At 64.0% G+C, this 12,379-nt stretch carries 5 protein-coding genes; 3 read left to right on the top strand and 2 right to left on the bottom strand.

Going from position 1 to position 12,379, the window contains the following annotated elements:
• Window positions 1-6: 6 nt before the first annotated feature.
• The 3 genes from AC3Z8Y_RS04885 (at window position 7) to AC3Z8Y_RS04875 (ending at window position 9,850) form a co-directional block, all read left to right on the top strand.
• Entirely contained in the window at window positions 7-4,446 is a 4,440-nt protein-coding gene (locus tag AC3Z8Y_RS04885; RefSeq protein WP_490088684.1) for a hypothetical protein, read from the top strand.
• Between the two features lie 123 nt (window positions 4,447-4,569).
• Complete coding sequence (gene metR / locus AC3Z8Y_RS04880) at window positions 4,570-5,487, top strand: transcriptional regulator MetR (RefSeq protein WP_490089938.1); 918 nt, start codon at window positions 4,570-4,572, stop codon at window positions 5,485-5,487.
• Between the two features lie 67 nt (window positions 5,488-5,554).
• Window positions 5,555-9,850 carry a DEAD/DEAH box helicase gene (locus AC3Z8Y_RS04875; RefSeq protein WP_490088683.1) on the top strand — a complete coding sequence of 1,432 codons (4,296 nt, stop codon included), beginning with the start codon at window positions 5,555-5,557 and terminating at the stop codon, window positions 9,848-9,850.
• Between the two features lie 9 nt (window positions 9,851-9,859).
• Here AC3Z8Y_RS04875 and nadA read toward each other — a convergent pair whose 3' ends face one another.
• Window positions 9,860-10,918, bottom strand: a complete 1,059-nt coding sequence (gene nadA, locus AC3Z8Y_RS04870) for a quinolinate synthase NadA (RefSeq protein ID WP_490088682.1) — start codon at window positions 10,916-10,918, stop codon at window positions 9,860-9,862.
• A 96-nt stretch (window positions 10,919-11,014) separates the two neighbouring features.
• The gene (locus tag AC3Z8Y_RS04865) at window positions 11,015-12,259 is read right to left on the bottom strand and encodes a sensor domain-containing phosphodiesterase (protein ID WP_490088681.1); all 1,245 of its coding nucleotides are present in this window, start codon (window positions 12,257-12,259) and stop codon (window positions 11,015-11,017) included.
• Window positions 12,260-12,379: the final 120 nt, after the last annotated feature.

The raw sequence follows: 12,379 nt of genomic DNA, 5'->3' as shown, positions 1-12,379 counted from the left end.
CCGCTCATGCCTTCAACGATCGAACCCGCCTCGCTGGTCGAGGCCTTTTCCCTTTCTCGCCCGTCTGATCCTGCCTTGCTGCCTGCCTCCCTATGGTCAGCGGTAGACAATTGGCAGCCGCTGATCGAGGAGCAGCTCGAGCGCCAGCTCAGCGGTAACGCGCCGGGCGCCTGGGATGCTCTCCTTTGCGCTTGCGATGCCGTGCAAACGCTGCACGAGCACAGCCGTGAGCACATTGAGCGCCTACTGGCCCCCAACTATCCCAACCCGGCCCGCGAGCGTGCGGCCTACCGCGATACCCACTTGCAAGGCGCCATGGCCGATGCCTCGGCAAGCCTGTGCCTGGGCACCTTGACCCCAAGCGAATACAGCGCCATCACGCAGTGTATGCAGCCGCTGGTGCAAGGCGAGGAACCTCCCCAGGCCTACCTGCTGGGCAAGATTGAACTCGACGATGGCGAACAGCAGGCTACCTGGCCCGGCGCCGTGACCCTGACGACCCTCACCGCCTTGACCGATTTCCCCCAGCCGCCCCGCGTGCTGTTGTATCGGTTCGGTATTCATGGCGGTTGGTCCGCGCATGCCAGCAGCCGGGACCTCTTGAACCAACTCTCAAGCGCGCTGGGCGCCAGCGAGACGCGACGGGTAAAGCTACGACCAGCCAACTGGTCGGCTTTCGATGATGTGCTCAATGATCACCTCGCCGCTCTGGCCACCCTGCGAAACGCTGCCGAGGCCGCGCGAGACTCGGAGGCGCAGGAACGCTCAGTGATCGAAGCAGTGGAAACCCTCTGCGTTGCGCTGAACCCACCTCGCCTGTTGGCATTGGCCCGTGTCGAGGAAACTCGCCGTTCGCTGCGCCTGGGCGAGGACGCTCGGGGGTGGCTGGCCCGCACGCCCGCCGCCGTACGCACCGAACTGGCCGGGCTTATCACCGAATATGCTTCTGCTGTTGTCGACAGTGAGCGTTTGCTACGTCGCAACCTGCCGACCCGCCAGGCTTACGTGGCGCGCAAAGTCAGCGAACGGCTGGTGACAGAGTTTGCCTTGACCGCACCATGCCGCATCCGAGTACGTGTGCCACTACGCGTGCAAAAGGTCGCGGAGCTTATCGGTGGCGCCGCTGGCCCGGGCACGCCGCTTCGCCAAGTGTCGCGGCCCTCCGCTGACACCGAGGCGGTGCTGCTGGAGGACCTCGCACTTTGGCAGATCGATGAGGTAATGGCTGAGCGGCTCGAATTCCTGGAGGTGGAGGTCAGCCCCGAGAACCACCCGCAATCCTCGGCCCTCACGCAAGGCATAACGCCGGCGTGGCTGCGGGCCACCCTCCCCGACCTTGACGTTGCTGGGCATTATGAACGCCTGTTGGCCGATACGTATCTGGCCGCAGGAACGCCAGATGAATTCGGAACCGAACGTTCCGCATTGCAGCGTCCCTTTGCGTTGATGCTGCAGATGCACGAGGTGGTCGCCCACCACCGCAGCCGCCTCGATGCGCGCGGGCGAAGCCTGGTCCAGGCGGCGTGCAGTGCGACTACCGCACAGGCCTGGGCCACCGGAGGGCTCGACCTGACCTTGCGCCCAGCGGCAATGAGGCTCTTCGATGAACGCAGCGAAAGCCGCGGCAGCACGCTGGCAGGTGTGGTTTTCATTCATGACCGTGCAAGCGACACCACCGTGCTTTACCTTCCTCAAGCCCCGGACGGCCAGGGCTTCAGCCAGTATCCAAGCCTCGACGCCGCCGTCGAGGCGCTGGAAGACCTGTTCAATGACCAGCGCTTGCGCCGCTACCTGTGCGGCCGTGCGTTGGAGGGCAACGGCGAGGTGCTCGAGAGCCTCGTCAATCAAGCGTTAGCGCGGGGTTATCGCAACCTGATTGAAGCAAGGGCGCCGTGGCCGGTGCACCAGTCCCTCACACTCAACCAGTTCATGGCCGAACTGGGCATGATGATCGTGGCCCATCGACGCAGTTCGGTTTCCAATGCCGATCAGGTATTCGACAGCGCGGTGCAAAGCCGAGGCATGGCCGTTAACTACATCCGGATGGCCCTGGGTTTCGTGCCATTCGTGGGTAGCGTGATCGCATTGGCCGACGCGGTGGAAGCCGGTATCGAGGCGGGCCATGCCTTTGCCGCCGGTGATGGTGTGCAAGGGCTGGAAGCAACCCGGTCAGTGTTGATGTCCATCACCGATGCCTTGTTCGACTTCTCGCCTGCAGGCATGGCTACCAGCACTGGATCGGGCAGCTTGATCGCAACCGCCAAGGCACGCCAGTTGCGTCAGGGCCTGCAGGGCGCAGGTCGCTTGCGGCAGTTATCGAGCTGGACTGCCCGGCGAGCGGACGAAGCCTTCGCGGGCTATGAACGGCCGGTGACTCTGACATCGCAGCCAGGCACTGAAGGCCGGTGGCAAGCGATCTACAGCGAACCCGAGGGGGATTTCATCCTCCGCGGCAACGCTACGTACGCGGTAGAGTGGGACGCCTCCCACCATACCTGGCGGCTAGCCCAAACCCGAACCCGTAGCTACCGCCAGCCCGTGGCGCTGGATGAAAGCGGCTATTGGCAAACCCATGGCCATTTGTATGGAAGCTTGGTCGAAGGAGGCTTGCAGGGCGGCGGCGGCGTCCAGGGTTACCTGGCCGATCGGCTGGACCCATTGTGGCCGGATGCGCTGCGGCGCCTGCTGCCGCGCTGGTGGACGGACGCACATTTCCGGCGGCAACAGCAACTGATCGGCGAATGCCAGGCTCGGCGCAGGACGGTCCAATACAGCGATCAGCGACTGAAACAGGCCGCCACAGCCTACCAGGCCGTGCTTGACTCGCCTGAGGCAGTGGCCGGTGCACGCGCAATGCAGGAAGCGACGGATCAGTTCATCGAAGCGGCCAAGCCCTATTACGAAACCCTCGAAGCGCTACGGCCACTCACTTATGGGCGACGGCGGACCGAGATCGAACATGACCAAAGCCAGGTGGCGGCCACCCTGTCATCAAGGTACCGGTCGTCCGTCTGGGCGGCCCTCACGGAAGCGGAAAGGCTTTCCCGGTTAGCTCTGGAGCAACGGGCAGCAGTAGGCCGCCTGTTCGATGAGGCGGGTGCCCACCCCTTGAGCGTTGGCGTGGTGATCGATCACTCACAACGCATTCAGGCTACCTTGGGCCAGATTTGGGAGCATACCCAGCAGATCGACCAACGGATCGAAGCTGCAACCCTTTGGCAGCGGCGTGTCACCAATCCTGATCATCGGAGTTCGTTGCACAACGAACACGAACGGCTTCGGCAAGCCCTCACTGGCCGTCATGGGCCCCTCGTACGCCTGGGGCTGTTACTGGACCTCTCACCCAAAGACAACCCTTCCTTGGCTTCATGGCTGTATATGCGCAGGGCTTATCGTCCCGCCAGGGCCCGATTCGACCGTATTGCGCGCTCAGCCTACAGCGCGGATCTGCTTAATGTGCGCCCACCGGAGCGGCAAAGGCTGCAGGCGCAGTTACGCGAAAGCAGCCAAGCGCTGATCCGTGCAGTCCGCCGCCTCACAGTCAGCTATCCAGAGCAGTTCAACCTGGCGTACTCAGAGCTGCTTCTGGAAGAGCTTCAAAAGATTCGCGACAGCGCGCCGCTTAATACCGTGCAGCCGGCCAGGGCGCCGGGGCAGAATCCGCGACGCCTCTTCGAGGCGGAGGGTCTGTTGCTGGTAGGCGAGCCCGTTCTCGGTGAACCGGACGTATTGATTGTACGGCAACTCGATGACAACCCCGAGCGCTGGGTTCGCCAGCCCGATCAGCAATGGGCGCGCGCCGAGCAGCCTGCGTTTTGGCAGAACGTGCCGGCGGAAACCAACGCCAGCGCCCTGGCTCAACAGGCCCAGGCGCGCCTTGGAGAGTTGTCGGCATTGCGTCAGCGGCTGCAGCGTTATAACCGGCCGCACACCCTTGCAGCGGACCTTGAAGATCTTTATATCGGGGAGGGCCAGGACTTGGAGTATCGCTTGCGGCTACTGCGGGAGGCCGGCAGCGGCGATCATGAACTGATGCAGCAGCTACAGTACGAGGCCGACGCGCTCCGCACTGACGGTCGCCAGGCGCGCATCGCGCATTGCAAGGCCTCAGCGACACCCACAGGCGGGATACTCGAATACCTGGTGGATGCCAACGAGGTGACCCTTCGCAAGGTCAATGGCCTGCAGCTTTCAGGCACCACTGCGCGCACCCGTAACTGGCTGCAGGAGTACGAAGTGCTGGACCGTACCGATGACAACCCGTTGTTCTACGCGCACTTCCACTACCGTAAGCCCGACCCGCGCTTTGGCGACTTTGAAGTTGCCCACCTGAAAACCTCTCCGCAGCGGTACCTCACAGCGACGGCGCCGAACGAACCTGCGATCTGGCGCGGGGATATCAGCAGGCGCCTTGCCGCCCGGGTGTTCGAGCCACTGTTCACCTAACCGATACGCGCGCCCTGTTTCGGCGGGGCGCGTTGCGTTCAGCAGCGCAGCCGTGACAATCAGTGGCGCATGACACAAACTCATGTGAAATTTGCCCAACCGGAAAACGACTCATGGTGCGCCGTGCTTGAAATTCGCCACCTCAAAACCCTCCAGGCGCTGAGAGAAGCCGACAGCCTCGTGGAGGCCGCCGAACGCCTGCACCTCACTCAGTCGGCGCTTTCGCATCAGTTCAAGGAACTGGAAGACCGCCTTGGAATGACCCTGTTCGTGCGCAAGACCAAACCTGTTCGGTTTACCAGCGCCGGGCTGCGTTTGCTGCAACTGGCCGATGCCACCCTCCCCCTGATGCGCGCCGCCGAGCGGGATATGGCCCGGCTGGCGGGGGGCACCGCAGGGCGCCTGCACATGGCCATCGAATGCCACAGCTGCTTCCAATGGCTGATGCCGACCATCGATCAGTTCCGAGATGCCTGGCCGGAAGTGGAGCTGGACCTCGCCTCCGGTTTCGCCTTTGCGCCGCTTCCGGCGTTGGCCAGGGGTGACCTTGATCTGGTAGTTACCTCAGACCCGGTCGACCTGGCGGGCATCACCTATGTGCCCCTGTTTACCTACGAAGCCATGCTGGCCGTGGCCAACCAGCACGCGCTGGCTAGCAAGCCCTGGATCGAACCTGAAGACCTGCTCGATCAAACGCTCATAACCTACCCTGTGGAACGCGAGCGGCTGGACATCTTCACGCGCTTCCTGGAGCCTGCCGACATTGAGCCGGCCGCCGTGCGCACTGCCGAACTGTCGGTGATGATGATGCAACTGGTTGCCAGTGGCCGCGGTGTGTGCGGAATGCCCCACTGGGCGTTGCACGAATACAGCTCGCGCGGCTACGTGAAAGCGCGCCGCCTTGGTGAAAAAGGCCTGTACGCCACGCTCTACGCCGCCATTCGTACCGACATGCTGGATGCGCCGTTCATGCGCGACTTCCTGCTTACCGCCAAGGACACGTCCTTCGCCACGCTCGACGGCGTCAGCGCGGTACGCTGAGTGCACGCTGGTCGGCGCCCCGGTGCCGACGCTTGCAAGCACAGGGCGCCAGCCCCATAAATGAAACATGAACCTGCCTCCCTCAGACTTCGTCCCGGACAACATCCTCGACGCCTTCCACCCAGCCGTTCAGCGCTGGTTCCGCCAGAGCTTCCCGGCCATGACACCGGCTCAGGCCGCAGCCTGGCCATTGATTCGCGCAGGGCGATCCACGCTAGTCGCCGCCCCTACCGGCTCGGGCAAAACCCTTACAGCCTTCCTGGCGGTGCTCGACGAACTGGTACGCCAGGCGCTCACGCCTGAAGGCCTGCCGGAACACACCCTGGTGGTTTATGTGTCGCCGCTCAAGGCACTGTCCAACGACATCCAGATCAACCTTCAGTGCCCGCTCGCCGGCATCAGCGAACAACTGGAGGCGATGGGCCTGCCACCCTTGCGGCTGCGCACGGCGGTGCGAACCGGCGACACCCCTCAGAAGGAACGGGCGGCCATGCGGCGACAGGCACCGCATATCCTGGTGACCACGCCCGAGTCCTTGTACGTACTGCTGGGCTCGGACGGGGGCCGGCAATTGCTGGGCGGTGTGAACACCGTGATCGTGGACGAGATTCACGCCGTAGCGGACAGCAAGCGCGGCAGCCACCTCGCCCTGAGCCTGGAACGCTTGCAGGCACTGGGCGACACGCCATTGCGCCGCATTGGGCTATCGGCCACCCAGAAACCTATCGAACGGGTGGCGGCGTTTCTGGTGGGCCAGGAGCGCACCTGTGAAATCGTTGACGTGGGCCACGCCCGCCCTCGCGACCTTGCGCTGGAAGTACCGCCCGTGCCGCTCGGCGCTGTCATGGCCAACGATGTGTGGGAGCTGGTTTACGACCGCCTCGCCGCTCTGGCGCGCGAGCACCGCACCACGCTGATTTTCGTCAACACCCGGCGCCTGGCAGAACGGCTGACCCGGCACCTGAGCGAGCGCCTCAGCCGCGAAGAGGTCGCAGCGCACCATGGCAGCCTGGCGCGCGAGCAACGCCTGAGCGCCGAGCAGCGGCTGAAGAATGGGGAGCTCCGGGTATTGGTGGCCACAGCCTCGCTGGAGCTGGGGATCGACATCGGCGAGGTGGAGCTGGTGTGCCAGATTGGCTCGCCGCGCTCCATCGCCGCGTTTCTGCAACGTGTGGGCCGTTCCGGGCACCAAGTGGGCGGCACGCCCAAGGGGCGGTTGTTTGCAACCTCTCGTGATGACCTGATCGAATGCGCAGCCTTGCTGGACTGCGTACGAAGAGGCGAGCTGGATGAACTGAAAATGCCCAGGGCGCCGCTCGACGTGTTGGCGCAGCAGATCGTGGCCGAGGTGAGTTGCAGGGAGTGGGACGAAAATGCCCTGCTGGCGTTATTCCGCCGAGCGCAGCCCTATGCCGAACTGGCCGAAGCCGATTACCGTGAACTGCTGGCCACCCTCGCCGAGGGCTATAACACGCGGCAAGGGCTGCGCAGCGCCTACCTACACCGGGACGCCGTCAGCGGAACGCTACGCGGCCGCCGTGGCAGCAAGCTGACCGCCGTTACCAGCGGCGGCACCATCCCCGATAACGCCGACTACAGCGTGGTGCTTGAACCCCAGGGCCTGAACATCGGCAGCGTGAACGAAGACTTCGCGATCGAGAGCCTGGCCGGGGATGTGTTCCAGCTCGGTAATGCCTCGTACAGGATCATTCGGGTCGAGGGCGGCCGGGTGCGGGTGGAAGACGCCAAAGGCATGCCGCCCAACATCCCCTTCTGGCTGGGCGAAGCGCCAGGGCGAAGCGACGAGCTTTCGCATTCTGTTGCCCGGTTGCAGGGTGCGATCAACGAGCGCCTGGCCGCCAGCGGTGAACAGCACGCACCTTTGATAGCCTGGCTTACCGCGGAGCTGGGGCTGGACATCGCCAGCGTCGAGCAACTGCTGGATTACCTGGGGCGCACCCGCCAGGCGCTGGGGGCGCTGCCGTCCCAGGATACCCTGGTGATGGAGCGCTTTTTCGACGAATCCGGCGGCACTCAGCTGGTGATTCATTCGCCCTTCGGCAGCCGGCTCAACCGCGCCTGGGGGCTCGCCCTGCGCAAGCGGTTCTGCCGCACCTTCAATTTCGAACTGCAAGCAGCCGCCAGCGAGGACGCCATCGTGCTGTCGCTGTCCACCAGCCATAGCTTCGCCCTCGAAGAGGTGTGGCATTACCTGCGTAGCGCCAGCGCCGAAGCGATCCTCATACAAGCCCTGCTCGACGCCCCGCTGTTCGGCGTACGCTGGCGCTGGAACGCGGCCACAGCCTTGGCGCTGCCGCGCTACACCGGTGGCCGCAAGGTCGCGCCGCAGCTGCAGCGAATGAAAAGCGAGGATTTGATCGCCAACGTATTTCCGGACCAGATCGCCTGCCTGGAAAACATCGTGGGCGAGCGGGAAATCCCAGACCACCCACTGGTTCGCCAAACCCTGGACGACTGCCTTCACGAAGCCCTCGACAGCGAGGCCTGGCTGCACCTGTTACAGCGAATCGAGACGGGTGATGTGCAACTGATCAGCCGCGACCTGCCATCGCCCTCCCCGCTTGCCGCAGCCATCCTCAATGCGCGGCCCTATGCCTTTCTGGACGATGCTCCACTGGAAGAGCGCCGGACCCAGGCGGTACTCAGCCGCCGGTGGACCGACCCCGAGTCGGCCGACGACCTTGGCGCCCTGGACCCTGATGCAATCCGCGCGGTAAGCGAAGAAGCCTGGCCGCAACCGCGCAACCCGGACGAAATGCACGAGGCATTGATGACCCTGGGCGTGGTGGCCACTGCCGAAGCGCGGCTGAGTACCGATTGGCCTGCCTGGTTGAACACACTGGCCAGCACCGGCCGAGCAGGTGAACTGCTGACTGACGGGGGGCTGCACCTATGGTTCGCCCGTGAGCGGCTGGCGTGCGTGCGCGCTGCCTACCCGGACGGCTCGATAGCAGGCGGGCTGAAAGACCTCCCCGGCTTCGAACACACTTGGGCGGTGGAAGACGCGCAACTGGAGCTGGTGCGCAGCCGCTTGAGCGGATTCGGCCCCTTGCGCGGCAGCGACCTGGCGGGCGCCATGGGGCTGCCCCTGAATGCAACCGAGCAGGCACTGGCGCGGCTGGAGGGTGAAGGCTATGTACTCCGTGGCCAGTTCCGCCCAGGCCTGGAGGGCGAACAATGGTGCGAGCGACACCTGCTGGCGCGCATCCATCGCTATACCGTAAAGCGCTTGCGCCGGGAAATCGAACCAGTTTCACTGCAAGACTTCGTTCGGTTTCTGTTCGATTGGCAACACCTCTCCACCGCTACGCGCATGGACGGCAGCGCGGCGCTCGCGCAGGTGCTGGCTCAATTCGAGGGGTACAGCGCGCCTGTAAGCGCTTGGGAAAGCGACCTGCTACCGGCGCGGGTGAAAGGCTATAGCTTTACCTGGCTGGACGAAGCCTGCCGGTCGGGTAAAACGCTGTGGTTGCGGCGTGCCAACGGCGCCAAGAGCGCCAGTACCACGCTGCGGGGCACGCCCATCATGCTGCTGCCAAGGGCTAGACTGGGGTTGTGGCAAGCGCTGGCCCACGACGACGCCGGCCCCACCGAACCCAGCCCCAGGGCACAGAGGGTACTCGATGCGCTGCGTGAGCACGGCGCGCTGTTTTTCGATGAATTGCAGGATGAAGCCCGGCTGCTACGTACCGAACTGGAAAACGCGCTGGCCGAGCTGGTCGCCGCCGGGCTGGTGAATGCCGACAGTTTCGCGGGTTTGCGGGCACTGGTCACGCCAGCCAGCAGCCGTCAGCAGCGCAGCAGCCGCCGCGGCATGGGCGCTTTCATTGGCGGAATGCAAGACGCCGGGCGCTGGGCCCTGCTCCGCCGCCCAGCCACCCCGCCACCGCGCAATGAACAGCTGGAGCAACTGGCGATGACCTTGCTGCGCCGTTATGGCGTGGTGTTCTGGCGGTTGTTGGAGCGTGAAGCGGACTGGCTGCCCAGCTGGCGGGAACTGCTGCGCACCTTGCATCGGCTTGAGGCGCGGGGTGAAGTGCGCGGCGGGCGCTTTGTGGCCGGGCTTTCGGGGGAACAGTTCGCGCTGCCCGAAGCCATTCCGTTGCTACGCGAAGTGCGTCGCCGGCCCCTCGACGGCAGCGTGATAGCCGTCAGTGCCGTAGACCCGCTCAACCTGGTCGGCACCTTGCTCCCCGGTACCCGCGTTCCCGCATTGGCAGGCAACCGGCTGGCGTATCAGGACGGCATCCCGGCCGCCGCGCTTATAGGCGGCAAGCCGGTGTATTGGATTGAGCAAGCCCCCGCCCTGCGCGATGCGCTGGTGAAGAAAGCCGGGTGGTAGTTTTTTCCCCTACGCGTTCCCCGCCAGCCGCATGCGAGCGGCCTGGGTGAAGTCGAGCATGCGCTTGAGCGGGCGGATGGCCTGAGGGACGAGTGCCGGGTCGACGAAGATTTCGTTGGTGCCTTCGCGCAGGCACTCCAGTGTGCGCTGCAGCGTGTTCATGGCCATCCACGGGCAATGAGCGCAACTGCGGCACGCGGCGCCATTACCTGCGGTGGGCGCTTCGATGAAGGTTTTGTCCGGGCACAGCTGCTGCATCTTGTAGAAGATGCCCCGGTCCGTGGCCACGATGAACGTAGGGTTGGGCATGCGCTGGGCAGCAGCGATCAACTGGCTGGTGGAACCTACTGCGTCGGCCAGGGCGATCACGGCCTCCGGCGACTCGGGATGTACCAGCACCGCGGCCTCCGGATACAACGCCTTGAGGTCTTCGAGCTGCCGGGACTTGAACTCTTCGTGAACGATGCACGCGCCGTCCCACAACAGCATGTCGGCACCTGTGTGCTTCTGGATGTAGCTGCCGAGGTGACGATCCGGCGCCCAGAGGATTTTCTCCCCGTTATCCATCAGGCTTTCGACGATTTCCACGGCGCAGCTGGAGGTCACCACCCAGTCCGCGCGCGCTTTGACCGCTGCGGACGTGTTGGCGTACACCACCACCGTGCGGTCCGGGTGCTGGTCACAGAACGCGCTGAACGCCTCCACCGGGCAGCCCAGGTCCAGCGAACAGGTAGCCTCAAGGGTCGGCATCAGTATGCGCTTTTCCGGGTTGAGGATTTTGGCGGTTTCACCCATGAAGCGCACGCCCGCCACCAGAACGGTGCTGGCGCTGTGCTGGTTACCGAAGCGCGCCATTTCGAGCGAGTCGGATACACACCCCCCGGTCTCCTCCGCCAACGCCTGGATCACCGGATCACAGTAATAGTGCGCGACCAGCACTGCGTCTCGCGCCTTCAGTTCTGCCGCGATGGCGCGCCGGTATTCGGCCTCTTCGACAGGCGTAAGGGCCACGGGCTGGCGGGCATCCAGGTGGGCCTGGACCAGCAAGCGTTCGGAAATGTGAGACATGGACAAGACCTGCAAGCGCTGATGTGTACAGGACGCAACTATACACTGGCAGACCTTGCAGGGCTCGCGGCACTTGCCTGCGATGGAGGGCCGGGCTCAGGGAGCCTTCGGGTCGGACAACTCCGGCAGGCGCGGCACTTGCCAAAGGGTTGCCAAGGCCAACGGCATGGGCCGCCCGGTGAGATAGCCTTGGACCTTGTCGGCCCCGAGGCGGCGCAGGGTCAGCAGGTCTGGCAGGGTTTCAACGCCCTCCGCCACCACGCTGCAGTTCGTTTCCCGTGCGAAGGCAATCAGCGCCGATGCCATGGCACGCTGCTGGGAATCTCCGTGTATGCCTTGGGTAAGCGCCATGTCCAGTTTGATGATGTCGGGCCGTAACTGAAGGATATGGCGCATGCTCGCATAGCCGGCACCTGCGTCATCGATTGCCAGGCGCAAGCCTCTCGAACGCAACGGCTCGATGGCCTCGACCAGTGCGCCATAGTCGGAAACGATCGAATGCTCCGTGAGTTCAAGCACAAGCCGCGATGAATCGCAGCTTGCCAATACCCGCGCCAGTCGCCCGGAAAGGAACAGCTGCGGCGAACAATTGAGCGAAAGGTATTGGCCAGCTGGCAACTGGCTCAGCCCCGCCAGGCCTTTCTCGACGGCACGCAGTTCCATCTCCAATCCCAGCCCGGCTTCGGCCGCGTCCCTGAACCATAGGTCCGGGCTGCGCATGGGTTCGTCGGTAAAGCGGGCCAGGGATTCCCAGCCGCAGATCTGCCCGTGGGCAAGGTCAACGATGGGCTGATACACCACATTGGGCTGAGCCTTGGCCAGCGCGGCGCAGATGACGCGATGCTTGCGCAAGCGCTCGTCTTTCGCCTGCTGGTCCACTTCGAGGCGGTCGGCTATCAATTCGGCAAACACCTTGAGCATGCTCAGGTCGCGCTCGCCGAGGCTGGTGTCCGCATAGCCCGAAAAGCAGCACAGGGTGCCATACAACCGTCCATTGCTGAGGCGTACCGGAACGCTGATGTGCGCGCCAATCGGCAAAGCGCGTGTTTCGGGAATGGCCATGGCCAAGGGCAACGCCGCCGTATTGGGAATAAGCTGAGGCAACCGGCCTTCAACCACCTTCTTGCAATAACCCGCTTCAAGGGAAAGCACGTCACCGGCCTTCAGCGGTGAAACGCCCCGGGCGTCTACGTGGGTAAATACGCGGTCTTTTTCGCGAAAGCGGGAAACGAAGGCCACGTCCATGTCCAGATGCGTACGAAGGGCCCGCAATACTTTATCAATTCCTTCTTCCCCCACCGCAGGTGGAGGTTTCAGGGCCACAACACTGGTCAAACTCATTGACCGACCTCCCTGTTACAACGGCAATACAGAAAGGGTAGATGTTTTGAGGTTGGATCCGCCATCCTGCAATGCGACGAAGCTCACCGTTGCGCGTGCCATTCGTCGCCTGAGGCCTTC

The sequence above is a fragment of the Pseudomonas sp. 3MAES_34.3B genome, from assembly GCF_058145875.1.
This window is presented reverse-complemented; position numbering and strand designations above follow the sequence as displayed.

Excerpts from the sequence above, each read along its gene's own strand:
- AC3Z8Y_RS04885 (WP_490088684.1), top strand. The coding sequence starts at position 7 with ATGCCTTCAACGATCGAACCCGCCTCGCTGGTCGAGGCCTTTTCCCTT.
- AC3Z8Y_RS04875 (WP_490088683.1), top strand. The coding sequence starts at position 5,555 with ATGAACCTGCCTCCCTCAGACTTCGTCCCGGACAACATCCTCGACGCC.
- nadA (WP_490088682.1), bottom strand. The coding sequence starts at position 10,918 with ATGTCTCACATTTCCGAACGCTTGCTGGTCCAGGCCCACCTGGATGCC.
- AC3Z8Y_RS04865 (WP_490088681.1), bottom strand. The coding sequence starts at position 12,259 with ATGAGTTTGACCAGTGTTGTGGCCCTGAAACCTCCACCTGCGGTGGGG.